A 26,780-nucleotide genomic window follows, 5' to 3' on the forward strand; every position below is an offset into this window, starting at 1 on the left:
TCCCGATGGCGACCGACTCCCCCGCTCCCCCACCCGCCCCCGCGCAGGCACGCCCGAAGCGGCTGCGCACCCTGCGCGGCACCGCCCTGCGCTGGACGCTGGCCAGCGCGATCGGCCTGTTGGCCCTCGTCGCTGTGCTGGTCGCGCTGGCCTCCTATGCGCTGCGCACCGAGGCCGGCAATGCGTGGCTGCTGGCGCGCGTGCCCGGCCTCACGGTCAGCGCGCCGCGCGGCGTCTTCAGCGGCGGCCCGTATGCGGCCACGCGCGTCGAATACGCCGCCGCGGACGGCCTGCGGGTCGTGGTGGACGGCCTGGGCTGGCAGGACCTGCGCTGGCGCTTCCGCCCGCGCGAAGGCTCGCTGCTGGGCATCACCCTCGTCGCGCCCCGGGCGGAGCGCATCGAGGTGCGGACCGCGCCCGCCACGGCGCCATCGTCGCCATCGGGCGCGCCCCGCAGCCTGAGGCTGCCCGTCGAGGTCGAAGTGCAGGACCTGTCGGTCGCGACGCTGGTCATCGACGACCAGCCCGCGCTCACCGGCCTGGCCGCCAGCCTGCACCTGGGCGAAGACAACGGCCGCGTGCACCGGCTGAGCGGCGCGCGCGTCACCCGCGACGGCCTGCAGCTGAGCGCCGATGCCCGCATCGACACCCAGGCGCCATTGGCGCTGCAGGCGCAGGCGGCGCTGCGTGCGCTGCCCGACGCCGCGCTGCCCTGGGAGGCCGACGTGCAGGCGCAGGGGCCGCTCGAACGCCTCGAGCTGCAGGCTGCCTTGCGCAGCGTGGCCGCCGCCGCGCCCGCGCCCGCGCCCGCACCCGCATCCGCACCCGCACCCGCACCCGCGGGCAGCATCGACGTGCAGGCGACGGTGACCGCCTTCGCGGCCTGGCCGCTCGCCGCGCTGTCGGCCGACGTGAAGGCGTTCGACCTGGCACCGCTGGGCGCCGGGCTGCCGGCCACGCGGCTCGATGGCCGGGTGACCGTCGACAGCGTCGGCGCCGACCAGCCGGCGCAGATCGACATCGCGCTCAGCAATTCGCTGCCCGGCCGGTGGGACGACGCCCGCCTGCCGATGCAGGCGTTGAACCTCACGCTGCGCGGCACGCCGTCGGACCGCCGCCAGCTCGACTTCACGCGGCTCGACGTGCGCCTGCCGGGTGCCGGCCGCATCGAGGGCAGCGGCCGGTGGCAGGCCGATACGCTCGCGCTCGACCTGCGCCTGGCGGGCGTGCAGCCGATGCAGCTCGACGGCCGCGCCGCGGCCATGACGGTCGGCGGCCCCCTGTCGCTGACGCTGCAGGGGCTGCCCTCGCCCGACGGCAGCCGGCCCGCCGCCGAAGCCCCGCTGCGCGCGACGCTGCGCGGCGACCTCGACGGCCGGCTGGCCCAGCGCACCGCGCCGCGCACGCGCATCACGCTGCAGGCCGAGGCCGAGCGCCAGCCGGACGGCCAGCTGCTGGCCGAGGTGCAACAGCTGCGCGCAACGGCAGGCGGCGCCCGCGCGCAGCTCACGGCACGGTGGCAGGCCGCCGCCGACGGCGCCTGGACGCTGCGCTCGGCCGGCGAGTTCGCCGCCTTCGATCCCACGCCCTGGCTGCCCGGCCCCGAGGGTTCCGCCTGGCGCCGCGGGCCGCACCGCTTCGACGGCAGCTGGAAGGCCGACCTGTCGGCACCGGCCACGGTGGCCGGGCCCGCGGGCGCCGCCTCGACGCCCGCCGCCCCGTGGGCCGCCTGGCGCGGCACCGCCGTGGCCGACCTGCGCGACAGCCAGCTGGCCGGCGTCCCGCTGACCGGCCACGTCGAGTGGAAGGGCGACGGGGGCCACCGCCTGGCCGGCTGGCTGGACGCCGCCGGCAACCGCATCGAGGTGGACGGCCTGACCGGCGGCCGGCCCGCGGCCGACCGCTGGCAGGCCACGCTCGCCGCGCCGGCCCTCGCGGCGCTGGCGCCGCTCGGCGCACTGCACCCGGCGCTGCAGGCCTGGGTGCCTCGCAGCGGCACGGCGGCAGGCCAGGCCAGCGTGCAGGGCCGCTGGCCGGCGCTGCGCACCGAAGGCACTCTGCAGGTGCAGGCCCTGCAGACCGGCAACCTGCGGATGCAGCGGGTGGCTGCGAACTGGCAGGGCTCGGCCGATGCCGATGCGCCGCTCGCGCTCGACCTGGCCGCAGACGGGCTGGCGCACGGCGAACAACGCATCGACAGCCTGCGCGCGCGTGTCGATGGCAGCCTGCGCCGCCACGGCTTCACGCTCGATGCGAGCAGCCCGGTGCGCCCGCCCGCCTGGACCGACCTGGCCGAAGCCCGGCGCGCCGCCGCGGCGGCCCCCGCGGCCGGCGGCACCGTGCTGAAGCTGCGCGGCGAGGGCCAATGGGAACCGGGCACCCGCTGGTGGCGGGGCCGCATCGCGGAGCTGCTGGCCAATGACCGGGCGCAGCCCCAGCCGGCCTGGCTGTCCGCGCGCGACCTGCAGGCCGGCCTGCGCTTCGACGCGGACGGCGGCGTGGCGGAGGCGGCTGCGCAGCCCGGCCGCATCGACCTGCTCGGCGCCGCGCTGCGCTGGCAGACCGCACGCTGGCAGGCGGCCGGCCCGAACGCCGAGCCGATGCGCGTGGACGTCGACGCCGAGCTGGAGCCGCTGCGCATCGCGCCCTGGCTGGCCCGCTTCCGGCCCGAGATGCGCTGGGGCGGCGATCTCGCGCTGCAGGGCCGCCTGCAGCTGCACACCGCCGGCGCGATGAGCGCCGACGTCGTGATCGAGCGCAGCGGCGGCGACCTGACCCTCACCGACGAGGCCGGCACCGAGGCGCTGGGCCTGAGCGATCTGCGCTTGTCCGTCGCCGCGCAGGACGGCACCTGGTACTTCACGCAGGCGGTGGCCGGCACGAACCTGGGCGTGCTGACCGGTGCGCAGACGCTGCGCACCCCGCCGCAGGCGCTCTGGCCCGCGCCGCAGACGCCGCTGCAGGGCGTGCTGGAGTGGCGCGTCGAGAACCTCGCGGTGTGGGCGCCGTGGGTGCCGCCGGCCTGGCGCCTGGCCGGCCAGCTGCGCACCAGCGCGTACTTCAACGGGACCTTCGGAGAACCCGGCATCAACGGCGAGCTGGTGGGTTCCGGCCTGGCCGTGCGCAACCTGCTGCAGGGCATCGACGCGCGCAACGGGGAGTTGTCGATCCAGCTCCGCGGCACCGAGGCCACCATCCAGCGCTTCAGCATCCAGGGCGGCGACGGCCGGGCCACCCTCACCGGCGGCGCGACGCTGGGCGCCAAGCCCAGCGCCCGCCTGCGGCTCGAGGCGCAGCGCTTCATGGCCCTGGGCCGGCTCGACCGCCGCATCGTGACCAGCGGCCAGGCCGACCTCGCCTTCGAGGGCGACCGGCTGAAGCTGGACGGGCGATTCATGGTCGACGAAGGCCTCATCGACTTCTCGCGCGGGGATGCGCCTTCGCTCGACGCCGACGTGGTCGTCGTGCGCCGGCGCGGCGATCCGCCCATCACGCCCGACCAGGCCGCGGCCGCGGCCCGTGCAGCCGAGGCCGCCGACGCCCCGGCGCTGAATGCCGACGTGCGCATCGAGGTATCGCTCGGCGAGCAGCTCAAGCTGCGCGGCCGCGGCATCGATACCAAGCTGCGCGGCCGCGTCGCCGTGACGACGCCGGGCGGCAAGCTGGCCGTCAACGGCGCGGTGCGCACCGAATCGGGCACCTATGCGGCGTATGGCCAGAAGCTCGAGATCGAGCGCGGCATCGTGCGCTTCGACGGCCCGGTCGAGAACCCTCGGCTGGAGATCGTCGCGATCCGTCCGAACCTCGACGTGCAGGTGGGGGTGCAGATCGGCGGCACGGCGGTGAACCCGCGGGTGCGGCTGTTCAGCGACCCGGACATGGCCGACATGGACAAGCTGTCATGGCTGCTGCTGGGCCGCGCGCCGGACGGGCTGGCGCGCAACGACACCGCGCTGCTGCAGCGCGCCGCGATGGCGCTGCTGGCCGGCGACGGCCCCTCGCGCACCGGCGACCTCATGAAGAGCATCGGCCTGGACGACATCTCGGTGCGGCAGGACGAGAACGGCACCACGCGCGACACCGTCGTCTCCCTCGGCAAGCAGATCTCGCAGCGCGTGTACCTCGGCTACGAGCACGGGGTGAACACCGCCGCCGGCAACTGGCAGCTCATCTACCGTGCGGCCCAGCGCTTCACGCTGCGGGCCCAGGCCGGCGCCGATCCGGCGGTGGACATCATCTGGACCTGGCGCTGGAATTGACGGGGCGTGCCAGCCACTAGAATCCGCAGCCCTGGCCGCCGTAGTTCAATGGATAGAACGGGGACCTCCTAAGTCTCAGATGCAGGTTCGATTCCTGCCGGGGGCGCCAGGCCCTTCAGCCCGACCGGGCCTTGTCGATGGCGCTCGCCGACAGGTCGGCGACCTGCTGCAGCTTCTGCGGGTCGGCGGCATGCGCCAGTTCATCCAGCGTCATGGCCAGCAGGTTGAGCTGCGTGCTGATGAGGTACAGGGCTTCAGCCGCCGCGGCGGACAAGGCCGCGGCATCGCGGTCGGCTCGGTTCGGATCGTCTGGGTCCATCATCAAGGCTGCAGCTGCGCACGGTCTGGGACCGGTGATCCTACGGGCTGCCGCGGCATCCTGCCAGGCGGCTGCGCGCACCTCGCAGCATCCGGTGTCAGGCGTGCGTCGGCCACCGCTGCCTGTGAAGATTCACCCGCGGCCGCAATACCGCACGAGACCGCCCCGCCTTGCGCTACAACCCCGCAGGCAGCGCGCCCGCGCCGGGTGCGCGACGTTACAGGGGACCGACCCGTGGGGAATCGATGAAGAGCCGGCCGCTCCTCTCCGCCATCGCCGTGCTGGCGCTGGCCGCCTGCGGCGGTGGCGGCGGCAGCACAGGCGAGGAAGCGGCGTCCGACGCGACCTACGACCTCGACGCCGCGATGACGGCCATGTACCTGCATGGCGTCACCGCCCAGACCAGCCGGCAGGTCAACGGCAGCACGTTGACGCTGGTGCAGGTGTTCGCGCCGGGGTCCGACGTCACGGTCGATGGCATGCCCCGCAAGACGGTCCACCGCACGGTCACGATGCAGGTGGATGGCACCCCGGTGTCCAGCACCACGCAGACGATGGAGTTCACGGCCGCGCCGCTGCGCGTGCGGGCCATGCGCAGGCCCGACGCCGCCCCCGTCACGCCCACATGGACGTCCGACCTGCCGACCGCCACCCAGCCCGGCAGCTCGGGCGACCTGATGCGCTTTCCCGGTACCGAGGTGCGATGGTCGCTCACGGCCGACGGCGCTGGCGCCGCCTTCGCGTGCCTGGAGTACTCCGAGCCGGTCGCCAGCGACTGCTACCGCATCACGCCGGGCGGGGCCGTGGTGGGCTGGAAGTTCCTGCTCCAGGTCGAAGGGCAGACCTATACGCTGCGGTGATCCGCCAAGGAGCCTCCCTCGTGACCCCTCATGCACCCCTCGGCCACGCGCTCCGCGACCTGGCCTTCCTGCTCTCGGCGGTGGCGATCGGCATCGCGATCGCGTCGGCGGCGAGCCTGGTGGCCGGCGAGCCGTCCCGCACAACCGTCGCCTCGCAGACCACGACCGTCGGCAGCTGCCGGGCCGGGCCGGGCGCCGTGGCCCATTGACCGGACGCGTGCACGAGACGGATGCCATGAGCCCCGCCACCGACATCGCCGCGCTGAAGCTGCTGCTGCAGTGCGTGATCGATGCCAGCCCCCACCGCCGGCAGATCCTCACCGAAATCGATCGCGTGATCGCCAGCATGCAGGTCAGCGCCGAAACCCGCTCGCAGCCCGGGACCGCGGAGCCGCTGCGCATCGCGGTCGAGGCGTTTCGCTACGGGCTGGACCGGCCCAAGCCGCCGTAGAGTCCGCCGCCTCGCATCAGATCGAAGCATCCGCATCACACTTCGCAGCATCTCGCCGGCCAGGTCGGCGCGGTGTGAAGTCGCGCACGCAAACGATGCCGCCCGCGGTGGGTCGTGGCCCTGCAGTCTGCGCAGGCTTGGCCGAAGCCCCGGGGGAGCCCGCGCCCGTCGCGCGGTAAGCCCCGCTGTGCCAGACCCCCTTCTTCTGCTCGCCCGTTGCTGCCGCCGCTTCGGCTCCGTCAAGCTCCGCCTCTCGCTGGTCGGCGTCCTGCTCAGCGCTGCAAGCGTGGCGCTCACCGTCGGGCTGGTGCTCAGGGAAGTGGGCGCACGGACGGAGGAAGTCGCGCTCGACCTGTCGCTCGCGCAGACGCGCAAGCTGGCCCGGCTGATGGGCTCGCGCGTGGTCGGCCTGCAACTGACGATGCGGGCCGGCGCGGACGACCTGCCGGTCGAACGCATCGGCGACCCCGCGGGCCTGCGCGACTGGCTGGCCGGCCAGTCGGCGCTGGCCAGCACGATGGACTCGCTCTTCGTCGCCGACGTCCGCGGCAGCGTCCTGGCCTGGCGCGACAACCACGGCATCCGCACGCCGCAGACCCAGATCGGCGACCGCGACTATTTCAAGCTGACGCTCCGCCAGGGACGGCCGGTGGTCTCGGAGCCGATGTCCGGCCGGCTCTCCGAAGAGCCCGTCATCCTGATGACCATGCCGGTCCGCGACGGCAGCGGGGAGATCGTCGCGGTGCTCGGCGGCTCGCTGCGGCTGTGGACCAACGGGCTGATGCCCGAGGTAACGGCGGGCGATCCGGAAGACGCCGGCATGATGGTGATCACCGACGCCCGGGGGCGCATCCTGTCGCATGCCGATCGCCGCTGGCTGATGCGCGATGCGCAGGAGACGCCCGAACTGGCGGAGGCCGCAGGCCGCTGGGTCGCACTGGGACGGCCGGTGGAGCCGAGCGGCTTCAGCCTCCATGCCGGCGACCGCATCGTCTCGATGGCCGGCGTGCCGGACGCGGAGTGGATGGTGTTCCACAGCAGCGCCGCGGACCGCGTGCTGGGCGGGCTGCGGGCCGGGCAGCAGCGCGCGCTGGTGATCGGCACCGGCGTCGCCCTCGTCGGCGGCCTGGTGCTGCTGCTCGCCACGCAGTGGCTGCTGGCGCCGTTGCACCGGCTGGAGCAGCGCGCACGCCGCATGAGCGACGGCGATCTGCCCGACGACGAGGGCTGGCCGCGTGCGATGGGCGAGATCGGCCAGCTCTCGCGCGTGCTGCGCAGCACGCTGCACGAACGCTCCATGGCCGCGGCGGCCAACCGGGAGCTGCTGGCCAAGCTGTCGGCGCTGATGGCCAATGCGCCGCTGGGCATCGCCTTCCTGCGGGCACGACGTTTAGAGCTGGTCAGCGGCGCGTTCGACCGGCTGCTGGGCTATGGCACCGGCCAGCTGCAGGGCCGCCCAGCCGCGGTGCTCTACCCCGCGGCCGCCGAGGCCGAGGCCGTCGGGCAGCGCATCGCGGCGTCCTTCGCCGCCGGGCTGGTCTTCGACGAGGAGGTGCTGATGGTCCGCCACGACGGCAGCCAGTTCTGGGGCCGGCTGCTCGGGGCGCCGGTGCGCTGGGGCGATGCCGAGTCCGGCACGGTATGGACGCTCGAGGACGTGAGCCACGCGCGCAGCCAGCGCGAAGCGCTGTCCTGGGAATCGACGCACGACACGCTGACCGAGCTGGTGAACCGGCGCGAGTTCGAGCGCCGGCTGACCGAGCGCGTGGAGTGGCCGCACGCCGAACCCTCCTGCGCGCTCTTCATCGACCTGGACGCATTCAAGACCGTCAACGACACCGCCGGCCACGCCGCGGGCGACCGGGTGCTGGTTGACGTGGCGCAGCGGCTGCAGGCGCAGGTGCGCGGCACCGACACCCTGGCGCGGCTTGGCGGCGACGAGTTCGCGGTGCTGCTGGCGGGCTGCGGCCGCCACGACGCGATGCGGATCGCCGAGAACATGCGGGCCGCGGTCGAACAGTACCGGCTGCGCTGGGGCGACGGATGGCTCAGCGTGGGGGCGAGCATCGGCGTCGTGCAGCTCGGCAGCGAACTGCCCGACCTGCCGAGCGTGATGGCCGCCGCCGACGCCGCCTGCTACGAGGCCAAGCGCAGCGGACGCAACCGCGTGCGCCTGCATGACCACGGCCACCGGGCTACGAGCTTCGACGACGCGCCGCTCTGAGCCCGCCGGCTGCAAAAAAAAGCAGCCCGAATCGCCGCTTTCTGATTCAAATGAAATGTCATTTGATAGAAATACTGGCGTGCCATGCAGTACGTCGATCCACCCCAAGCCTCCGGCGGCCGCTTCGGCCGCTTTGCGCGAGGCCGCCAGCGCTTCGTGTGCTGCGCAGCCGCCGTGCTGGCCGTGCTGGCGGCCGCCGGGGCCGGGCTCGGCGGCCTGATGCTGGCAGGTGGCAGGCACCACGCGGCGGACCTGGGCCTGCTCGCCTGGGCCGCGGTGCACGTCGCGGCCACCGCGCTGGCGCTGGCCTGGTGGACGCGGCAGTCCCGGCGCTGGATCGAGGCGGGGCTGGCTGCGGAAGCCTCGGCCGAGGCGCTGTCGCTCAGCGACGCGCTGACGCAGGTCGCCAATCCCCGCGGCCTCGAACTGCACCTGAACCGCATGCTGCTCACCGCCCGCCGCGCAGGGCGGCCCCTGGCGCTCCTGGCGCTCGACATCGACGGCCTGGCGGCCGTGAACGAAGAACATGGCCACGCGGCGGGCGACGAACTGCTGCAGCTGTGCGCACGCCGCCTGTATGCGCATGTGCGCGACATCGACATCGTCGCCCGGGTGGGCGGCGACGAATTTGTCATCGTGCTGGAGGCGCCGGAATCGCTGCCGGCGGCCGTGGCCGTCGGCCAGCGCATGCTCGCCACCCTCGCGCAGCCGGTGCGGCTGCTCCAGGCCCACCAGGGCGGTGCACCGCGCGTGGAGGTCAGCGCCTCGCTCGGGCTGGCGGTGTACCCCGAACATGCACAGGCCGCCGAACCGCTGCTGGCCCAGGCCGAACAGGCGCTGCGCCAGGCCAAGCGCCAGGGCGGCAACCGCCTCTGTGTGGCCTGCGTCGCGCCGCGGCCCGCGGATTCGCCGCTCAGTGCCGCCGCAACGCGTGCGACAGCATGACGACCGGCACCAGCCCCACGAGCACGATCGCCAGCGAGGGCAGCGCCGCCTCGGCCAGGCGCTCGTCCCGCGCGAAGTTGTAGGCCACCACGGCCAGCGTGTCGCTGTTGAAGGGCCGCAGCACCAGCGTGGCGGGCAGCTCCTTCATCACATCGACGAACACCAGCAGGCCCGCGGCCAGCACCGAGCGGCGCAGCAGGGGCAGGTGCAGTTCGGCAAACAGGCGCCCTCGCCCGGCGCCCAGCATGCGGGCGCTGTCGTCGATCGATGCCGGCACACGCGCATAGCCCGCTTCCACCGACTGCAGCGCCACCGCGGAGAAGCGCACCATGTACGCGTAGATCAGGCCCAGCACCGTGCCGGTGAACAGCGCCCCCACGCCGGCCGACGGCCAGCGCGCCTGCACCCAGCCCACCGGCAGCAGGATGCCGACGGCCACGACGGCCCCCGGCATCGCGTAGCCCAGCGACACGATGCGCGCGCCCAAGGCCAGGCTGTCGCCACGCCCCCGTGCGGCCCGTGCCGAGCGCAGCCGCAGCACGAAGCCGAACACCAGCGCCAGCACGGCCGCGCCCACCGCCGCGATCAACGCCAGCCGGAAGCTCGTGAAGCTCCATTGCGCGAAGCGTGCGAGCGGGAGGCCGAATTCGGAGGCGGTGGCCTCCCGCCACAACAGCACGACCAGCACCACCACCGGCAGCACGAAGCCGAGGAACACCGGTGTGGCACACAGCATGACGGCCGCCGCGGCGGCCCGCCCGCGCAAGGCCACGGGCCGCGCATCGGCGCCGTGCACCGCGCCCGTGCGAGAGGCGGCGAAGCGCAGGCGCTGCTGCGCCCGGCGCTCGAACCACAGCAAGAGCGCCACCAGCAGCAGCAGGATGGAGGCGAGCTGCGCCGCGGCCACCCGGTCGAACATCACCAGCCAGGCCTTGTAGATGCCGGTGGAGAAGGTGCTGAGGCCGAAGTAGGAGCCGACGCCGAAGTCCGCCAGCACCTCCATCACCGCGAGCGCCACCCCCGCCGCGATCGCCGGACGCGACAGCGGCACGGCGATCTCCAGCACCCGGCGGCGCAGGCCCGCGCCGAGCAGCCGCGCCGCCTCCATCAGCTGCACGCCGCGCTCGCCCAGCGCGGTGCGCACCAGCAGGTAGACGTAGGGATACAGGCACAGCACGAAGAGCACCGCCGCCCCCCACAGGCTGCGCACGTCGGGCCAGAGCGCGCCCTGGGCGCCCGTCAGCTCGCGCAGCAGCGTCTGCAGCGGCCCGCTGTACTGCAGGAAGTCGGTGTACGCATAGGCCAGCACGTAGGCCGGCATCGCCAGCGGCAACAGCAGCGCCCACTCGAAGATGCGCCGCCCCGGAAACTCGAACAGGCACACCGCCGCCGCCGTCGCCGCGCCCAGCAGGGCCACCCCGGCGCCCACGCTGGCCGCCAGCAGCACCGACTGGCCCGCGTAGCCGGGCAACACGGTCTGCGACTGGTGTTTCAGGATGTCGAGCGCCGCCGGGTCGAAGGTGAACCACGACCCCAGCACCCCCAGCACCGGCAGCGCGAGCACGGCGCACACCAGCGCCAGCAGCTTGCGGATCACCGTCGACTCCCTGCGTTACCCCCGTTCCGCGTTTGATTGCGAACGCTTGTCATTCTCATGGGTACGTATCATAGGTGGATGTTTCTGCAACTCGACCAGATCAGCGTGCGCTACCCGGGCGCTGCCGCGTTGAAGCCGGCGGTGCAATCCGTGTCGCTGGGGCTGCAGCCGGGCCAGATCGGCGTGCTGATCGGCCCCTCCGGCTGCGGCAAGACCTCGGCGCTGCGTTCCGTGGCGGGCCTGGAGCCTCTGGCGGCCGGCCGCATCGTGATGGACGGACAGGTGCTGTCGAGCGGCGACGGCGTGCTGGTGGCGCCCGAGCAGCGCCGCATCGGCATGGTCTTCCAGGACTACGCCCTGTTCCCGCACCTCTCGATCGCCCGCAACGTCGCCTTCGGCATCCGGCACCTGCCGCGCGACGAGCGGGCCGCGCGCGTGCAGGAGATGCTGGAACTCGTCGGCCTCGCGCACGTGGCGGAACGCGCGCCGCACCAGCTCTCCGGCGGGCAACAGCAGCGCATCGCGCTGGCGCGTGCATTGGCCCCCAACCCGCGGCTGCTGCTGCTCGACGAGCCCTTCTCCAGCCTCGACGTGGACCTGCGCTCCCGGCTGGCGCAGGACCTGCGCTCCATCCTGCAGCGCACGCACACGACGGCGCTGTTCGTCACGCACGACCAGATGGAGGCATTTGCACTCGGCGACGTGATCGGCGTGATGCAGGCCGGCCAGCTCGAGCAGTGGGACGACGCCTACACCCTCTACCACCGCCCCGCCACCCGCTTCGTCGCCGACTTCATCGGCCACGGCGTGTTCGTCCCCGGGACGATCATCGCCGCACCGGGCGGGCCGGTCGTGCGCACGCCGGTCGGCGACCTGGCCGAAACCGCCGGCTGCCCGCTGCCCGGCGCGTATGCACGCGGCGAATGCGACGTGCTGCTGCGCGCCGACGACATCGTGCACGACGACGCCGCACGCACCCGCGCCTGCATCGAGCGCAAGGCGTTCCGGGGCTCGGAGTTCCTCTACACCCTGCGCCTGCCCACCGGCGAGCAGTTGCTCGCGCATGTGCCCAGCCACCACGACCACGCGGTGGGCGAATGGATCGGCATCCGCGCCGAGGTGGACCACGTCGTCACATTCGAACGCACAACCACAGCGAACTCCGGGGCCGTAGCGGTATCGAATGACCGGAATGAGAGGGCAACTTTGCCCTAGTTCACGCAATCCCCCCGAAGGGCCAGCCGTATACTGGATTCGGGGTCAATCCATCTCGATGCGGGGTGCTGTTCATGGGGTCCAAACTCAAAGTTGCCGGTCTGGTGGCCGTCGGAGCCGTCGCTGGTGCGTTGACCACGATGCAATTGCAGGCGTTCGCCCGCAACACGCCGCTGCCGCTGGAAGAGCTTCAACAACTGGCCGCGGTGTTCGGCATGGTCAAGAGCGACTATGTCGAGCCGGTCGATGAGAAGAAGCTGATCGGCAATGCCATTTCCGGCATGGTGTCGGGGCTCGACCCGCACAGCCAGTATTTCGACAAGAAGACCTTCAAGGAATTCCGCGAAGGCACCACCGGCAAGTTCGTCGGCGTCGGCATCGAGATCGGCATGGAAGACGGCCTGGTCAAGGTCGTCTCGCCGATCGAAGGATCGCCGGCGTTCCGCGCCGGGCTGAAGGCCGGCGACCTGGTCACCCGCATCGACGACACCGCCGTCAAGGGCCTGACGATGGACCAGGCCGTCAAGCGCATGCGCGGCGAGCCCAACACCAAGGTCACGCTGACGGTCTTCCGCAAGCTCGAGAGCCGTACCTTCCCGGTGACGATCACCCGCGAGGAGATCCGGGTGCAGAGCGTGCGCGCCAAGCTCGTCGAGCCCGGCTATGCCTGGCTGCGCGTCAGCCAGTTCCAGGACCGCACGGTGGAAGACTTCGCGCGCAAGCTCGAAGAGCTCTACAAGCAGGACGCGAACCTCAAGGGCCTCGTGCTCGACCTGCGCAACGACCCGGGCGGCCTGCTCGAAGGTGCGGTGGCGATCTCGTCGGCCTTCCTGCCCAACGACGCGGTGGTGGTCAGCACCAACGGCCAGCTGCCCGAATCGAAGGCCACCTTCAAGGCGTCGCCCGAGTTCTACCTGCGCCGCGGCGGCACCGATCCGCTGCGCCGCCTGCCCGACGCCGTCAAGCGCGTGCCGATGGTGGTGCTGGTCAACGAGGGCTCCGCATCGGCCAGCGAGATCGTCGCCGGCGCGCTGCAGGACCACAAGCGCGCGACCGTGATGGGCGCCCAGACCTTCGGCAAGGGCTCGGTGCAGACGGTGCGCCCGCTGACGGCCGACACCGCACTGAAGATCACCACCGCCCGCTACTACACGCCCAACGGCAAGTCGATCCAGGCTCGCGGCATCGTGCCCGACGTGTGGCTCGACGAGACGGCCGAAGGCAACGTCTTCGCCGCGCTGCGCATGCGCGAGGCCGATCTCGACAAGCACCTGCAGGGCGCCGACGAGAAAAAGGACGACGCGCGCGAGAAGGCCCGCGAGGAAGCCCGCAAGAAGCTCGAGGAGCAGCTCGCCAAGAGCAAGGAAGCGCCGAAGCCGCTGCCCGAGTTCGGCAGCACCGAAGACTTTCCGCTCGAGCAGGCGCTGAACCAGCTCAAGGGCAAGACGGTCATCGTCAGCAAGAGCGTGGTCGAGCGCAAGGCCGAGGCCGAGACGACCAACAACTGAGGGCCCTCGGCGCGCCTCCTGCAACAGCCCGCCCCTTGGCGGGCTGTTTTGCTCCCGGCCCGCCCTGCTTGCTTCGAACCAGGCTGACCGCATGAACGACGACCAGCTGCTGCGCTACTCGCGGCACATCCTGCTCGACGACCTCGGCGTCGAGGGCCAGCAGCGGCTGCTGGACGCCCACGCGCTGGTGATCGGCGCCGGCGGCCTGGGCTCGCCCGTGCTGCTGTACCTGGCCACGGCAGGCGTGGGCCGCATCACCGTGGTGGATGACGACACGGTGGACCTCACCAACCTGCAGCGGCAGATCGTGCACGACATGGCCCGCATCGGGCGCGCCAAGGCCGAATCGGCGGCCGAGACGGTGGCGCGCATCAACCCGGAGGTGCAACTGCGCCCGGTGGTGCAGCGGGCCGGCGCGCGGGAGCTGGGCGCCCTCGTGGCCAAGGCCGACGTCGTGCTCGACTGCTGCGACAACTTCGCCACCCGCCAGGCCGTCAACGCCGCCTGCGTGCAGCACCGCCGGCCGCTGGTGTCGGGCGCGGCGATCGGCTTCGACGGGCAGGTGTCGGTCTACGACCCGCGCGGCCCCGACTCGCCCTGCTACGCCTGCGTGTTCCCGCCCGACGCGCCGCCCGAGGAGGTGCGCTGCGCGACGATGGGCGTGTTCGCGCCGCTGGTGGGCATCATCGGCAGCGTGCAGGCCGCCGAGGCCTTGAAACTGCTGGCCGGCGTCGGTACGCCGCTTGCCGGGCGACTGCAGATGCTCGATGCGCGCCGCATGGAATGGAGCGAGATCCGCATCGCCCGCCAGCCCGGCTGCGCCGTGTGCAGCACGCCGCACTGAGCGCAGCCGACGCCTGGCCGACATGGGGCGGCGTTAAGCTCCACCTTCAACACTGACCCTCACACTGCATGGACATCAAGCGCCAGGACCTGACGGCCCGCAACTTCCCGAGCGCCGAAGAAGACGCCCAGATCGCCGAACCGCCGCACCGCTACACCGGCCCCGAGAGCGCGTACCGCCTGGCCTTCACCGACACCGACTTCCTGCTGCGCGAAGAGCTGCGCCCGGTGCGCATGCAGCTCGAGCTGCTCAAGCCCGAGCTGATCCAGCAGGAACAGGGCATCGAATCGACCATCGTCATCTTCGGCAGCGCCCGCATCCTGCCCTCTGATGAAGCGCAGCGACGGCTCGAGGCCGTGCAGGCCGCCGGCGCCGACGCCGCCGCGCTCAAGCGTGCCGAAATGGCCGTCACGATGAGCCGCTACTACGACGAGGCGCGCCGCTTCTCGGAGATGGTGACGCGGCGGGCCCGCACCATGGCCACGCCCGTGTACGTCTCCACCGGCGGCGGCCCCGGCATCATGGAAGCGGGCAACCGCGGTGCCTTCGAGATCGGCGGCCGCAGCCTGGGGCTCAACATCGTGCTGCCGCACGAACAGGCGCCCAACCCGTACATCACGCCGGAGCTGTGCTTCCAGTTCCACTACTTCGGCCTGCGCAAGATGCACTTCCTGATGCGCAGCGTGGCCATCGTCGCCTTCCCCGGCGGCTTCGGCACCCTCGACGAGATGTTCGAGGCGCTGACGCTGATCCAGACCAAGAAGAGCCGGCGCCGGCCGGTGCTGCTGTTCGGACGCGATTTCTGGACCCGCCTGATCAACTTCGACCTGCTGATCGAGACCGGCATGATCTCGCCGGAAGACATCGACCTCTTCCGCTTCGTCGAGACTGCCGAGGAGGCCTGGGAGCACCTGGCCGCCGAGTACGGCTTCGACCTGCCGCATGACGGCAAGGGCGAACACGTCGACGACTTCTGACGCCACCGCATCACCGAGGGCCCCGCCATGACCCAGCTCGTCAGCCTCATCGGTGCGCCCACGGACATCGGCGCGGGCGCCAAGGGCTCGCGCATGGGGCCCGAGGCGCTGCGCGTGGCCGACTTCGCCGCCACCCTCGAAAGCCACGGCCTGCAGGTGGAGGACCGCGGCAACCTCGCCGGCCCCGCCAACCCCTGGCAGCCGCCCGACGGCGGCTACCGGCACCTGCAGCAAGTGGTCGAGTGGAACCGGCTCGTGCACGAGGCCGTGCTGGCCGAGCTGAGGCTGGGCCGGTTGCCCATCCTGATGGGCGGCGACCATTGCCTGGGCCTCGGCTCCATCAGCGCGGTGGCACGGCATTGCCGGGAGGCGGGCAAGAAGCTGCGCGTGCTGTGGCTCGATGCGCACGCCGACTTCAACACCAACGAGCTCACGCCCAGCGGCAACATCCACGGCATGCCGGTGGCCTGCCTGTGCGGCTACGGACCGAAGGAGCTGATCGAGATCGGCGGCCAGGTGCCGGCCGTCAACCCGAAGTGGATCCGCCAGATCGGCATCCGCAGCGTCGACCCGGGCGAGAAGCGCTTCGTGCACCAGGTGGGGCTCGAGGTCTTCGACATGCGCTACATCGACGAGATGGGCATGCGCCACACGATGGAGCTGGCGCTGGCGACGATGGACGACAACACCCACCTGCACGTGAGCTTCGACGTCGACTTCCTCGACGCCGACATCGCCCCCGGCGTGGGCACCACCGTGCCCGGCGGCCCGACCTATCGCGAAGCGCAGCTCTGCATGGAGATGATCGCCGACACCGGCCGCCTCGCGTCGCTCGACGTGATGGAGATCAACCCCGCGCTCGACGTGCGCAACCGCACCGCCATCCTCGCGGTGGACATGATCGAGAGCCTGTTCGGCAAGAGCACGTTGATGCGGCGGTGAGCCGCTGCGCGTGCTGAAGCGCGCGCGGTCAAAAGTAACCATCAACAGGCACGACACCGGCCGTTACATTGCCCCGGGCAGGAGGCAGTGAGCTGGTGGCGCAGACCGACCGCATCGCACGGTTGACGACATACCTGAAGGCAGGCCGCTGCCTGACGCGCCGCGCGTTGCTCGACGAGCTCGACACATCGCCCGCCACGCTGAAGCGCGACATCGCGTACCTGCGCGACCGCATGAACATGCCGGTGGTGTTCGACCGCGAACGCGGCGGCTATTGCCTGGACCCCACCGCGCAACTGGTCGGCACGCAGTACGAACTGCCCGGGCTGTGGTTCAAGGCCGAGGAGATCCACGCGCTGCTGACCATGCAGCACCTGCTGGCGCACCTGGACACCGGCGGCCTGCTGGGCCCGCACATCGCGCCGCTGGCCGACCGGCTCGACCGCATCCTGGGTGCCGGCGCCGGCACCCGCACAGAAGTCGCGAAGCGCATCCGCGTGCAGACCGTGGGTGCCCGCAAGGTGCACCTGCCCCACTTCCAGGCCGTGGGCGTCGCGCTGCTGCGGCGCCAGCGCCTGGTGATCGGCTACCACGGCCGTGGGCGGGACGAAGTGCGCGAGCGCGAGGTGTCGCCGCAGCGGCTGATCCACTACCGCGACAACTGGTACCTCGATGCCTGGTGCCACTGGCGCCAGGCGCTGCGCAGCTTCAGCGTGGATGCGCTGCGGGGCGCGCGGGTGCTCGACAAGGCGGCGATCGACGTGGATGAGGCCGAACTCGATGCCGTGCTGGGCGCCGGCTACGGCATCTTTGCGGGGCGCGAGGTGCAGTGGGCCGAGCTGCGCTTCAGCGCCGAGCGGGCCCGATGGGTTGCCGCCGAGACCTGGCATCCGCACCAGGAAGGCCGTTTCGAAGCCGATGGCCGCTACGTGCTGCGCCTGCCGTATGCCGACCCGCGGGAGCTGGTGATGGACATCCTGCGGCACGTGCCGGAGGTGGAGGTGCTGGCGCCGCGGGCGCTGAGGGACGAGGTGATCGAGAAGTTGCGCGGGGGGCTGGGCGGGATCACGCCATGAGCCCGGCCGTCGACAAGATCGGATCCTCTGAAGTGCACGTGCAACCGTCGATGAAACCAACAGCGCTCGCCCATATCCGCCTAGACGCAGCGACTGGCCAGCCGGTCGAGCACTGGCTCACCGATCACCTGCACGCCGTATCCGAACTGGCCGCGGGCTTTGCTGCTGCCTTCGGACCGGACTGGGCCCGCATCGCCGGCCTGTGGCATGACCTGGGCAAATTCCGCATTGGCTTTCGCCGGTACATCCGAGGCGTCAACGGCCTGGACGCACACCTTGAGAGCAAGTGGCCCGCAGGCAGCGAAAAGACCCATTCGGCTGCGGGTGCGCTGCACGCGCTGAACCTGTTCGAGCAGCGCTACGGCGCACCGGGCCGGGTGCTGGCACGCAGCCTCGCATATGTGATCGCAGGCCACCATGCCGGGCTGGGCAACTCAGCAGGTCTGGACGATCGCTTGCTCGGCAGCCGTGCCGTGGACAGCCAGGTTGAGTACAAGGAGGCGTTGGCCGAATGCAGCGTCGAAGCCCCCAAACTCCTGGCCTTGCCCGACGACTTCGACCCCCGTGCTCCTTCGGCAGCGATCCCCGGCGCACGCAGCGGCCATCCGCTGGCCATGTCGATGTGGATACGCATGCAGTTCTCAGCGCTGTGCGACGCCGACTTCCTCGACACCGAACGCTTCATGGATGACAGCCGCGGCGAGCGCCGTGACGGCTTCGAGCCGCTCGACAACTACCGCCGACGGCTCGATGCACATCTCGCGGCCATGGCGGCGACGGTGGCGACCGCAGGCCGAGCGGACGACACCGTCATGAAGGCTCGCACCGATGTGCTGCGCCAATGTCGTGACAAAGCAAGCCTGCCATCCGGCGTCTTCACATTGACTGTACCGACCGGCGGCGGCAAGACCTTGTCATCGCTCGCGTTCGCCTTGGCGCACGCCACCCGCCATGGCAAGGCACGCGTCATCTATGCCATCCCCTACACCAGCATCATCGAACAGACCGCCGACGTCTTTGCAGGCATCTTCGGCCGCGACGCCGTTGTCGAGCACCACAGCCAGGCCGACGTCGATCCGGCCAAAGAGACCCCGCGCAGCCGGCTGGCTTGCGAAAACTGGGATGCACCGCTGATCGTCACCACCAATGTGCAATTGTTCGAATCGCTGTTTGCAGCACGCACCTCGCGCTGCCGCAAGCTGCACCGGCTCGTCAATAGCGTCATCGTGCTCGACGAAGCACAACTGCTGCCGCCGGCCTTCCTTCAGCCCATCCTCGATGCGCTGCACCTGCTGGTCAGCCATTACGGCGTGACCCTGCTGCTGTGCACCGCTACACAGCCCGCACTGACCGACCTGCAGCGCTTCGATCCGCGTGAATCGCTGCGCGGCCTGCCGAAGCCCACGCGCGTCATCGATGACGAAGCCAACCTGTTCCGAGCCTTGGCGCGGGTGGACATCGAGTGGCCTGCCGATCTGAACACGCCGTTGCCCACCGCCGTTTTGGTGGAGCGACTCGCGGCTGAGGAGTGCGTGCTGGTGGTGGTCAACACCCGCGCGGACGCTGCCGAGATCAGCGCTGCGTTGGACGTCGCTACGGGCGATACGGCACTGCACCTGTCAGCCGCCATGTGTGGCCAGCACCGCGCAGATGTCATCCGCCAGATCCGCGAACGCCTGGCTGCCCGCCGTGCCGGAACCGACAGCCGGCCGTTGCGTGTCGTCAGCACACAGCTGATAGAGGCTGGCGTCGACGTTGATCTCCCTGTTGTCTTCCGTGCGCTGGCGGGTCTCGATTCCATCGCTCAAGCTGCTGGGCGGTGCAACCGCGAGGGACGCCTTGAATCCGGCAAGGGTCGCGTCGTTGTTTTTGTCCGCGAAGTACCCAAGCCATTGGCTTCCGTGCGGTTCGGCGTGCAAGCCACTTGCAGCACGGTCGGGCGAAGCACGGAAGGTGCCTTGCTGCCCGCCGCGTTCGAACGCTACTTCCCGACCTACTACGCCGCCTTCCGCAGCCGCGATGAGCGCGGTGTCGTCGACCTGCTGCGCAACAACCAAGACCTGTCGTTCTCATTCAAGGACGCGGCCGAACGCTTCAAGCTCGTTGATGACGAGAACCAGGCGACCGTCATCGTCCCCTACGACAGCAGCACACCCGGTGCGCGCCTCTCCGGGCCATTGATCCAGCAGTTGCGAGCAGGCAGCAGCGATCGGTGGTTGATGCGTGCGCTGCAGCGCTACACGGTAACCGTTCCGCGCCGGGTACTGGATCCGTGGCAGCGGGTTGGGGACGTAGACGAAGTTCTCCCAGGCTGCTTCGTCCTAGTCGACACCCTGCGCTACGACGCTCGCCTGGGCCTGCTGCCGGGGGACGCGCCTTTGAATGTTGCGAGCTTGGTGCAATGACTCAACAAGGGAAGCAAACACGACCATGAAGCGCTTTTGCATTGAAGTGACAGGCGAGTTCGCCTGCTTTACCCGCCCGGAGATGAAAGTCGAGCGCGTCTCCTACGACGTGATCACGCCTTCAGCGGCCAGGGCCGTATTCGAGTCGATCTTCTGGAAACCCGCCGTTCGCTGGCACGTCCGGCGCATCGAAGTGCTGCGGCCCATCAAGTGGATCAACCTGAGGCGCAACGAAGTCAAGAGCAAGGTGTCGGTATCGACCGTGCTGGCCGCGATGAATGGCAGAGACGATGCGAGCATCTATGCAGACGAGCCCGAAGAACGGGTGCAGCGTGCCGGCCTCTTCCTGCGCGACGTGGCCTACCGGCTGCATGCCGATCTCGATGTGCGGACCGATCGCGGCGACCCGGAACCGCCTCAGAAATTTCATGCGATGTTCGAGAGACGCGCACGTGCAGGCCAATGCGTTAACCAGCCCTACCTGGGCTGTCGTGAATTCGCCGCCGACGTGCGGCTGGTGGAGGCCGACGCGCCGCAGCCGCCACCGATCGACGAGACACGCGATCTCGGCTGGATGTTGCACGACATGGACTTCACCAACCCCGCCGATCCGCAGCCCGTGTTCTTCCGTGCCCAGATGAATCGCGGCGTTGTCAACGTCGAGGACGGAGCCGCACGATGATCCTGCAAGCCCTCGCTGACTACTACGACCGCCGCTGCGCGGACCCCGACCCAGCGTTGCGTCTGCCGTCCTTCGGACTCGAAGACAAGGAGATCCCGTTCGTCATCGAACTGACGGAAGACGGCCAGGTGCTGCGCGTGAGAGACACCCGCAGCCTCGACGGAAAGAAGCTTCGTGCGAAATCATTCCTCGTGCCGCAAGGCGAGAAGAAGACTTCCGGCGTCAAGGCCAATCTGCTGTGGGACACCGCTGCCTATGTCATTGGGTTGGCACGCGAGCGCAAAGGCAAAACGGAGTTGACCCCTGCGCAGGCCTTCCTGCAGCGGATCGAAGCACTGCCCGAAGCAGCACGAGCAGACGTTGGCATACGTGCCGTACTGGCGGCGCTCCACCGAGCTGACTGGTCGATCATCGAGGCGCACCCAGCCTGGCCGGACATCAGCGAAAGCAACCCGGTGATGACGTTCGAACTGGCCGGCGACGACCGGCTGATATGCCAACGCAGCGCTGTGGTGGCTTCAGCCATGCCCGCACCCGCAGCCGACGATGCAACGGGCATATGCCTTGTCGATGGCACGCATCAACCGTTGCAACGCCTGCATCCGTCAATCAAAGGCGTATGGGGCGCACAGTCGTCCGGCGCGAACGTCATCTCGTTCAACGCACGGTCCTTCGAGTCTTATGGCAAGACAGATCGGCAAGGCGAAAACGCACCCGTTGGCCAACGCGCCGCCTTTGCCTACACCACCGCGCTGAACTGCCTGTTGGGCCGCGACTCGCGCAACCGTGTGCAAGTCGGCGATGCCTCGACCGTCTTCTGGGCCGATCGGGCCACCGCCTTTCCCAACTTGCTGTCGGATCTTTTCGGAGAAGACAAAGACGAGCCAGACCGGGGCGTGCGTGCCGTTCAAGCCTTGCTCGAAGCCTGCCGCAATGGTCAGCTCCCCGTAGCCGAACGTGACGTGCGCTTCTTCGTGCTGGGGCTGTCACCCAACGCGGCGCGCATCAGCGTGCGCTTCTGGTGGCATGCACCGCTGCAGGAACTGGCGCCGCGCGTACTGCAGCACTTCGCTGACCTGCGCATCGTGCGTCGGTTCGACAGCGACCCCCCGGTGCCATCCCTGTTCCGATTGCTGTCAGGCCTGGCATTGCAAGGCAAGCTGGACAACGTGCCGCCTCGGCTGGCGGGCGAGTGGATGCGCACCATCCTGGAAGGCACGCCGTACCCGGCCGGCCTGCTCAATACCGCGGTGATCCGCTGCAAGGCGGAACAGGACGTCACCTACCTGCGAGCCGCAGTCCTCAAGGCATGGTTGAACCGTGACCATCGGCGCAGCCACCCTGCACTTCCCTCAGATCACGCTCATTTCAAGGAGACCGTGGACATGGCGCAAGAAGACATCCCCTACCGCCTCGGACGGCTGTTCGCCGTGCTGGAGCGCATTCAACAAGCGGCGCAGCCAGGCATCAACGCCACCATCCGCGATCGCTACTACGGCGCCGCATGCACCACGCCAGTCGCAGTGTTCTCGACATTGATCCGCCTGAAGAACGCGCATTTGAAGAAGCTCGTCGACAAGCAGACGGCCTACTTCGAGCGCTTGATCGGAGAGATCGTCGAGCCGATGACCGAATTTCCGCGCCAGTTGAACTTGGCGGATCAGGGCCGCTTTGCGCTGGGCTACTACCACCAGCGCCAAAGCTTCTTCGCCCGCAAGGATGAAGCTGCCCACACAGACACCCCCAACACGACCACTGAGGAAGCCTGAGCATGAGCCTGCACCACCGCTACGACTTCGCCCTTCTGTTCGATGTGAAAGACGGCAACCCCAACGGCGACCCTGACGCTGGCAACCTGCCACGCCTCGACGCCGAAACGGGGCACGGCCTGGTGACTGACGTGTCGCTCAAGCGCAAGGTCCGCAACTTCGTCGGCATGGTGAAAGCGTGCCAGCCCCCGTTCGATATCTATGTGAAGGAGAAGGGTGTTCTCGAACGTCTGCACCGCGAGGCCTATAAGGCGATCGGCGCCGAGGCGGAACTGACCGAAGACGCCAAGGATGCGAAGAAGAAGCGCAAAGGCAGCGAAGACAGCGTGCGCCGCGCGCGCGACTGGATGTGCCAGAACTACTTCGATGTCCGCACCTTCGGCGCCGTGATGTCCACAGGCGTCAACTGCGGGCAAGTTCGTGGCCCGGTGCAACTGACGTTTGCGCGATCTGTCGATCCGATCGTGGCCACGGAACACTCGATCACGCGCATGGCCGTTGCGACCGAAGCCGAGTCAGAGAAGCAGGAAGGCGACAACCGCACGATGGGGCGGAAGCACACGGTGCCCTATGGCCTGTATGTGGCGCATGGATTCGTGTCCTCGTTCCTGGCAAAGCAAACCGGGTTCGGCGAAGACGACCTGGAACTTCTGTGGCAATCGCTGGAGAACATGTTCGAACACGATCGGTCTGCCGCCCGCGGCGAGATGTCGACGCGTGGTCTGTATGTCTTCAAGCACAGCAGTGAACTGGGCAACGCCCACGCGCATTCGCTGTTCGAGCGCATCAAGGTCGAGCGCAGGGCAGACGTACCGCGCAGCTTCGCCGACTACACCGTCACGGTCGATGAAGCGGGCATGCCGAGCCAGGTGAGCCTGGTCCGCAGAGCGGGTTAGTGTGAGGCCAAGGGCTCGCCGATGACTGCTACGCCGGAAGCGCAATCGTCCGCGGAAGCAGACAAGCCCGAGCCGCTGCCCATCTCGGCCTTGCAGCATTGGGCCTACTGCCCGCGCCAGTGCGGCCTGATCCACCTGGAACAGGCCTTCGACGACAACCTTCAGACGCTGCGGGGCAACGCCGTCCATGCGCAGGTCGACCAGCCCGGCATCGAACTGCGGCGCGGTCTGCGCATTGAGCGATCGCTTCCACTGTGGAGCGACGTGCAAGGGCTCATCGGAAAAGCCGATGTCGTCGAGTTCGAGCCCGACGGCACGCCCTACCCGGTCGAATACAAGCACGGCTCGAGGCACAAGGCAGCCAGTATCGCGGCTTGTGACGATATTCAACTGGCAGCGCAGGCCTTGTGTCTGGCCGAAATGACCGGGCGCGCGGTAGCGGAAGGCGCCATCTACTACGCCAACTCGCGACGACGAAGGGTCGTGTCGATCACGCCCTCGCTGCTGCGCACTGTGGTGGAAGTCAGCCAAGACGTGAAGCGCATGCTGGTCAGCGGAACGTTGCCCCCACCCACCTCCGACACGCGTCGCTGCAAGGGCTGTTCGTTGCGGGACAGATGCCAGCCCGAAGCCTTTGCTCGGCTGCAGCAACCTGGTGTGCTGAGCGCCCCCTTTGAACCGGATGCCTGAAGCCGGACAGCACCATGGAACTGCTGAACACCCTCTACGTCACCCTACCCGACAGCCGCCTGCGGCTCGACAACGCCACCCTGCGTGTCGAGGTGGAGCAAGAAACCCGTCTGCGCGTACCGCTGCATCACCTTCAAGCTGTGGTGTGTTTTGGCTATATCGGCTTCAGCGGCCCATTGATGCATCGGCTGGCTGAAGAGGGCGTGGCACTGGTACTGCTGGACGCCAATGGGCGGTTCAAGGCCCGGCTGGAGGGCGGCATCAGTGGCAACGTACTGCTGCGCCAAGCTCAGCATCAAGCAGTGCTGGACGCCACCCGCACGCTCGAGCTGGCTCGGGCGGTGGTTGCCGGCAAGCTCAAGAACCAGCGGCACGTATTGCTACGAGGCGCACGCGAAGCCAAAGCAGCAAACGATGAGGTGAAGCTCACACGCGCCGCACTCAACGTCGCGGGCAGCATCCGTGCCTTGCCTGGTGCAACCAGCCTGGAGGCTGTACGAGGGATCGAAGGCGAAGCAGCACGCAATTACTTCAGCGTACTGACATTGCTGGTGCGGCCTGATTTGCGCGACGCATTTGCCATGGAGGGCCGATCACGGCGACCGCCGCGCGACCGCATGAATGCGCTGCTCTCATTCTTCTACTCGATGTGGATGAACGACTGCCGCTCAGCTTGCGAAGCGGCGGGGCTCGATCCTCAGATCGGATTTCTACATGCCGTGCGGCCCGGTCGTGCGGCGTTAGCACTTGACCTGATGGAGGAATTTCGCCCTCTGGCCGACAGGCTGGCTTTGACCTTGGTGAACCGTGGTCAAGTGACCGAACGCGACTTCATCGAGCGTGAAGGCGGTGCCGTGCTACTTGAGGGTGACGCGCGCAAGGCTGTCGTCATCGCCTACCAAGAGCGGAAGCAGGAAGCCCTGACACATCCCCTGTTGGCCGAATCCATTCCGCTCGGCGTCGTGCCGCTGGTACAGGCACGCTTGCTGACCAAGCACATCCGTGGAGAGGCAAAGCAGTATGTGCCTTTCGCTATGAGGTAACGAAGGCGCCGGATGCTGTTGATCGTTTGCTACGACGTCAATACCGAAACTCGAGCCGGACGACGGCGGCTGCGCCGAGTTGCCAAAGCTTGCGAAGCCGTGGGCCAGCGGGTGCAGAAGTCGGTGTTCGAATGCCAGATCGATGTGGCGCAGATGGAAGCACTCGAACGCAAGTTGCTCCACGAGATCGACCTGGGCACCGATTGTCTACGGCTTTACCGAATGGCCGATACACGAGGCTGCGAAGTGCGGGAGCACGGCAAATTCAAAGCCATCGACTTCGACGCGCCGCTGATCCTATGATCAGCGCGCGAACCAGCAGTGCACGCGAAGCGCGTGGACGGTTCGCGCAACGCGCAAATGGTTGTCCCCCCTAGGTTTTTTTTGTTCCGACCGTGTAGACGGCGCCTCAGTGCAGCCCTGATCAGCGGGGTTCGCGAAGTTGCTGTCGAAACACGCGGTGCTGCAACGACCTAGCAGCGCGGTGTCGTGCACCGATATTTCGGTGCGCGTGGATTGAAACCGCCTGCGTACAGCGTGCGAATGTACGGGCGCGCGGGTCGTGCACCGATATTTCGGTGCGCGTGGATTGAAACGGATCGGTCGGATCGAACGTCATGCCGCGGTGGTGTCGTGCACCGATATTTCGGTGCGCGTGGATTGAAACACACGTCAGCACTTGGCGTGCTGGCGATGCTCGCGTCGTGCACCGATATTTCGGTGCGCGTGGATTGAAACCAAGGCTGATCAGATTGCTCGCGACCTCGCTGAGGTCGTGCACCGATATTTCGGTGCGCGTGGATTGAAACTGCCAATCCACCGGCTTGGTGGCCATCGAGTCAGGTCGTGCACCGATATTTCGGTGCGCGTGGATTGAAACATCTTCACTACGCAGCATCCGGGCTTGCTGCACCGTCGTGCACCGATATTTCGGTGCGCGTGGATTGAAACAAGCACGGCGACGTAGGTCCAACCAGGGATGACGGTCGTGCACCGATATTTCGGTGCGCGTGGATTGAAACTGGTGCAGCAAGCCCGGATGCTGCGTAGTGAAGAGTCGTGCACCGATATTTCGGTGCGCGTGGATTGAAACCGCAGCCGCCACCCTCGTACAGGCCGGCTTTGGCGTCGTGCACCGATATTTCGGTGCGCGTGGATTGAAACACGGTCACCTACACGTCGGCGACGGCGATCGACATGTCGTGCACCGATATTTCGGTGCGCGTGGATTGAAACCCAATCCATGATGAGCGGCCGGCCCTCGGCCGTGAAGGTCGTGCACCGATATTTCGGTGCGCGTGGATTGAAACCTGTACTGCGAGGACGACGAAGAGCCGATCCCGCTGTCGTGCACCGATATTTCGGTGCGCGTGGATTGAAACCTGGCGGCAGACAGCATCCTTACGCAAACGTTTGGTCGTGCACCGATATTTCGGTGCGCGTGGATTGAAACAACACCACGCGCCACGACGGCGCGCGGCGCACCGGGGTCGTGCACCGATATTTCGGTGCGCGTGGATTGAAACGCCGTGATGCGGTACATGACCAGCCCGGGCGAGGGTCGTGCACCGATATTTCGGTGCGCGTGGATTGAAACCATGGTCCGGTATCGCGCGTGCCGCTGCCAACGGTCGTGCACCGATATTTCGGTGCGCGTGGATTGAAACCTACGTGTCCCGCCGTGGTTGACCCTCTGGATCCGTCGTGCACCGATATTTCGGTGCGCGTGGATTGAAACTTCGGCTCAGCTGTGTCGATCGCCTCGGCGATCACGTCGTGCACCGATATTTCGGTGCGCGTGGATTGAAACAATGGTGCACCTGAGTCCGTGCGTTCAAAGGCTGTCGTGCACCGATATTTCGGTGCGCGTGGATTGAAACCTCCTGGCGGAACGCCGTCTCCGCTTGGAACAGCTGTCGTGCACCGATATTTCGGTGCGCGTGGATTGAAACCTGCTCGCTCTCGCCAAGGCGGGACTTCATCGACCGTCGTGCACCGATATTTCGGTGCGCGTGGATTGAAACAGCGTAACCGTCATCGAATAGCACCGGGGATTGGGTCGTGCACCGATATTTCGG

The 26,780-nt window shown here is 68.7% G+C and carries 21 protein-coding genes, 1 tRNA gene and 1 CRISPR repeat array (1 of these 23 only partly in view); of the genes, 20 read left to right on the top strand and 2 right to left on the bottom strand.

The genetic code is table 11. The features are described from left to right. The first annotated feature begins 5 nt into the window (after window positions 1-5). Both V4F39_RS06095 and V4F39_RS06100 read left to right on the top strand, forming a co-directional pair. Window positions 6-4,259 carry a translocation/assembly module TamB domain-containing protein gene (locus V4F39_RS06095; RefSeq protein WP_332288418.1) on the top strand — a complete coding sequence of 1,418 codons (4,254 nt, stop codon included), beginning with the start codon at window positions 6-8 and terminating at the stop codon, window positions 4,257-4,259. A gap of 34 nt (window positions 4,260-4,293) precedes the next feature. Next, a tRNA-Arg gene (locus V4F39_RS06100) sits at window positions 4,294-4,368 on the top strand. Window positions 4,369-4,374: 6 nt separating this feature from the next. Here the strand turns inward: V4F39_RS06100 and V4F39_RS06105 are convergent. After that, on the bottom strand, window positions 4,375-4,578 hold the full coding sequence (locus tag V4F39_RS06105) for a hypothetical protein (RefSeq protein WP_332288419.1): 204 nt from the start codon (window positions 4,576-4,578) through the stop codon (window positions 4,375-4,377). A gap of 245 nt (window positions 4,579-4,823) precedes the next feature. Here V4F39_RS06105 and V4F39_RS06110 point away from each other — a divergent pair, with 245 nt between their 5' ends. From V4F39_RS06110 to V4F39_RS06130, 5 genes are all read left to right on the top strand, one after another. Beyond that, window positions 4,824-5,438 carry a hypothetical protein gene (locus tag V4F39_RS06110; protein ID WP_332288420.1) on the top strand — a complete coding sequence of 205 codons (615 nt, stop codon included), beginning with the start codon at window positions 4,824-4,826 and terminating at the stop codon, window positions 5,436-5,438. Window positions 5,439-5,458: 20 nt separating this feature from the next. Then, window positions 5,459-5,647, top strand: coding sequence for a hypothetical protein (locus V4F39_RS06115; protein WP_332288421.1), 189 nt, complete (start codon window positions 5,459-5,461; stop codon window positions 5,645-5,647). Window positions 5,648-5,673: 26 nt separating this feature from the next. After that, window positions 5,674-5,889 carry a hypothetical protein gene (locus V4F39_RS06120; RefSeq protein ID WP_332288422.1) on the top strand — a complete coding sequence of 72 codons (216 nt, stop codon included), beginning with the start codon at window positions 5,674-5,676 and terminating at the stop codon, window positions 5,887-5,889. A gap of 187 nt (window positions 5,890-6,076) precedes the next feature. Further along, a complete protein-coding gene (locus V4F39_RS06125; protein ID WP_332288423.1) occupies window positions 6,077-8,113 on the top strand; it encodes a sensor domain-containing diguanylate cyclase in 2,037 nt (678 codons plus the stop codon). A gap of 84 nt (window positions 8,114-8,197) precedes the next feature. Then, the gene (locus V4F39_RS06130) at window positions 8,198-9,058 is read left to right on the top strand and encodes a GGDEF domain-containing protein (protein WP_332288424.1); all 861 of its coding nucleotides are present in this window, start codon (window positions 8,198-8,200) and stop codon (window positions 9,056-9,058) included. Here the strand turns inward: V4F39_RS06130 and V4F39_RS06135 are convergent. Further along, window positions 9,027-10,652: an ABC transporter permease gene (locus V4F39_RS06135; protein WP_332288456.1), complete on the bottom strand. Its 1,626-nt coding sequence runs from the start codon at window positions 10,650-10,652 to the stop codon at window positions 9,027-9,029. The two genes, V4F39_RS06130 and V4F39_RS06135, sit on opposite strands and share 32 nt — an antisense overlap. Window positions 10,653-10,733: 81 nt before the next feature. Here V4F39_RS06135 and V4F39_RS06140 point away from each other — a divergent pair, with 81 nt between their 5' ends. The 13 genes from V4F39_RS06140 to cas2 all read left to right on the top strand — a co-directional run bounded on the left by V4F39_RS06140 (window position 10,734) and on the right by cas2 (window position 25,005). Continuing rightward, complete coding sequence (locus V4F39_RS06140; protein ID WP_332288425.1) at window positions 10,734-11,870, top strand: ABC transporter ATP-binding protein; 1,137 nt, start codon at window positions 10,734-10,736, stop codon at window positions 11,868-11,870. Between the two features lie 74 nt (window positions 11,871-11,944). Continuing rightward, complete coding sequence (locus tag V4F39_RS06145; protein ID WP_332288426.1) at window positions 11,945-13,378, top strand: S41 family peptidase; 1,434 nt, start codon at window positions 11,945-11,947, stop codon at window positions 13,376-13,378. Between the two features lie 91 nt (window positions 13,379-13,469). Beyond that, a complete protein-coding gene (locus V4F39_RS06150; RefSeq protein WP_332288427.1) occupies window positions 13,470-14,222 on the top strand; it encodes a HesA/MoeB/ThiF family protein in 753 nt (250 codons plus the stop codon). A gap of 68 nt (window positions 14,223-14,290) precedes the next feature. Continuing rightward, on the top strand, window positions 14,291-15,199 hold the full coding sequence (locus V4F39_RS06155; protein ID WP_332288428.1) for an LOG family protein: 909 nt from the start codon (window positions 14,291-14,293) through the stop codon (window positions 15,197-15,199). 27 nt (window positions 15,200-15,226) lie between these two features. Further along, window positions 15,227-16,141, top strand: a complete 915-nt coding sequence (rocF, locus tag V4F39_RS06160) for an arginase (RefSeq protein WP_332288429.1) — start codon at window positions 15,227-15,229, stop codon at window positions 16,139-16,141. A 95-nt stretch (window positions 16,142-16,236) separates the two neighbouring features. Then, window positions 16,237-17,217: a helix-turn-helix transcriptional regulator gene (locus V4F39_RS06165; RefSeq protein ID WP_332288430.1), complete on the top strand. Its 981-nt coding sequence runs from the start codon at window positions 16,237-16,239 to the stop codon at window positions 17,215-17,217. Continuing rightward, window positions 17,214-19,622, top strand: coding sequence for a CRISPR-associated helicase Cas3' (gene cas3, locus V4F39_RS06170; RefSeq protein WP_332288431.1), 2,409 nt, complete (start codon window positions 17,214-17,216; stop codon window positions 19,620-19,622). Before V4F39_RS06165 ends, cas3 begins: the two co-directional genes overlap by 4 nt. A 25-nt stretch (window positions 19,623-19,647) precedes the next feature. After that, window positions 19,648-20,304: a type I-C CRISPR-associated protein Cas5c gene (cas5c, locus tag V4F39_RS06175; RefSeq protein WP_332288432.1), complete on the top strand. Its 657-nt coding sequence runs from the start codon at window positions 19,648-19,650 to the stop codon at window positions 20,302-20,304. Continuing rightward, window positions 20,301-22,073 carry a type I-C CRISPR-associated protein Cas8c/Csd1 gene (gene cas8c, locus V4F39_RS06180; RefSeq protein WP_332288433.1) on the top strand — a complete coding sequence of 591 codons (1,773 nt, stop codon included), beginning with the start codon at window positions 20,301-20,303 and terminating at the stop codon, window positions 22,071-22,073. Before cas5c ends, cas8c begins: the two co-directional genes overlap by 4 nt. 2 nt (window positions 22,074-22,075) lie before the next feature. Continuing rightward, on the top strand, window positions 22,076-22,969 hold the full coding sequence (cas7c, locus tag V4F39_RS06185; protein WP_332288434.1) for a type I-C CRISPR-associated protein Cas7/Csd2: 894 nt from the start codon (window positions 22,076-22,078) through the stop codon (window positions 22,967-22,969). 21 nt (window positions 22,970-22,990) lie between these two features. Then, on the top strand, window positions 22,991-23,659 hold the full coding sequence (gene cas4 / locus V4F39_RS06190; protein WP_332288435.1) for a CRISPR-associated protein Cas4: 669 nt from the start codon (window positions 22,991-22,993) through the stop codon (window positions 23,657-23,659). Window positions 23,660-23,673: 14 nt separating this feature from the next. Beyond that, the gene (gene cas1c, locus V4F39_RS06195; RefSeq protein ID WP_332288436.1) at window positions 23,674-24,702 is read left to right on the top strand and encodes a type I-C CRISPR-associated endonuclease Cas1c; all 1,029 of its coding nucleotides are present in this window, start codon (window positions 23,674-23,676) and stop codon (window positions 24,700-24,702) included. A gap of 12 nt (window positions 24,703-24,714) precedes the next feature. Continuing rightward, the gene (cas2, locus tag V4F39_RS06200) at window positions 24,715-25,005 is read left to right on the top strand and encodes a CRISPR-associated endonuclease Cas2 (RefSeq protein ID WP_332288437.1); all 291 of its coding nucleotides are present in this window, start codon (window positions 24,715-24,717) and stop codon (window positions 25,003-25,005) included. A 183-nt stretch (window positions 25,006-25,188) separates the two neighbouring features. Then, window positions 25,189-26,780: a CRISPR direct-repeat array (repeat unit 37 nt; unit sequence GTCGTGCACCGATATTTCGGTGCGCGTGGATTGAAAC); it runs 3,161 nt beyond the window's last position.

It is taken from the genome of Aquincola agrisoli, assembly GCF_036621135.1.
Taxonomy (GTDB): domain Bacteria; phylum Pseudomonadota; class Gammaproteobacteria; order Burkholderiales; family Burkholderiaceae_C; genus Aquincola; species Aquincola agrisoli.

Excerpts from the sequence above, each read along its gene's own strand:
- cas5c (WP_332288432.1), top strand. The coding sequence starts at position 19,648 with ATGAAGCGCTTTTGCATTGAAGTGACAGGCGAGTTCGCCTGCTTTACC.
- cas7c (WP_332288434.1), top strand. The coding sequence starts at position 22,076 with ATGAGCCTGCACCACCGCTACGACTTCGCCCTTCTGTTCGATGTGAAA.
- cas1c (WP_332288436.1), top strand. The coding sequence starts at position 23,674 with ATGGAACTGCTGAACACCCTCTACGTCACCCTACCCGACAGCCGCCTG.
- cas8c (WP_332288433.1), top strand. The coding sequence starts at position 20,301 with ATGATCCTGCAAGCCCTCGCTGACTACTACGACCGCCGCTGCGCGGAC.
- V4F39_RS06155 (WP_332288428.1), top strand. The coding sequence starts at position 14,291 with ATGGACATCAAGCGCCAGGACCTGACGGCCCGCAACTTCCCGAGCGCC.
- V4F39_RS06120 (WP_332288422.1), top strand. The coding sequence starts at position 5,674 with ATGAGCCCCGCCACCGACATCGCCGCGCTGAAGCTGCTGCTGCAGTGC.
- V4F39_RS06130 (WP_332288424.1), top strand. The coding sequence starts at position 8,198 with ATGCAGTACGTCGATCCACCCCAAGCCTCCGGCGGCCGCTTCGGCCGC.
- cas3 (WP_332288431.1), top strand. The coding sequence starts at position 17,214 with ATGAGCCCGGCCGTCGACAAGATCGGATCCTCTGAAGTGCACGTGCAA.
- rocF (WP_332288429.1), top strand. The coding sequence starts at position 15,227 with ATGACCCAGCTCGTCAGCCTCATCGGTGCGCCCACGGACATCGGCGCG.
- V4F39_RS06095 (WP_332288418.1), top strand. The coding sequence starts at position 6 with ATGGCGACCGACTCCCCCGCTCCCCCACCCGCCCCCGCGCAGGCACGC.
- V4F39_RS06150 (WP_332288427.1), top strand. The coding sequence starts at position 13,470 with ATGAACGACGACCAGCTGCTGCGCTACTCGCGGCACATCCTGCTCGAC.
- V4F39_RS06105 (WP_332288419.1), bottom strand. The coding sequence starts at position 4,578 with ATGGACCCAGACGATCCGAACCGAGCCGACCGCGATGCCGCGGCCTTG.
- cas4 (WP_332288435.1), top strand. The coding sequence starts at position 22,991 with ATGACTGCTACGCCGGAAGCGCAATCGTCCGCGGAAGCAGACAAGCCC.
- V4F39_RS06140 (WP_332288425.1), top strand. The coding sequence starts at position 10,734 with ATGTTTCTGCAACTCGACCAGATCAGCGTGCGCTACCCGGGCGCTGCC.
- cas2 (WP_332288437.1), top strand. The coding sequence starts at position 24,715 with ATGCTGTTGATCGTTTGCTACGACGTCAATACCGAAACTCGAGCCGGA.
- V4F39_RS06145 (WP_332288426.1), top strand. The coding sequence starts at position 11,945 with ATGGGGTCCAAACTCAAAGTTGCCGGTCTGGTGGCCGTCGGAGCCGTC.
- V4F39_RS06110 (WP_332288420.1), top strand. The coding sequence starts at position 4,824 with ATGAAGAGCCGGCCGCTCCTCTCCGCCATCGCCGTGCTGGCGCTGGCC.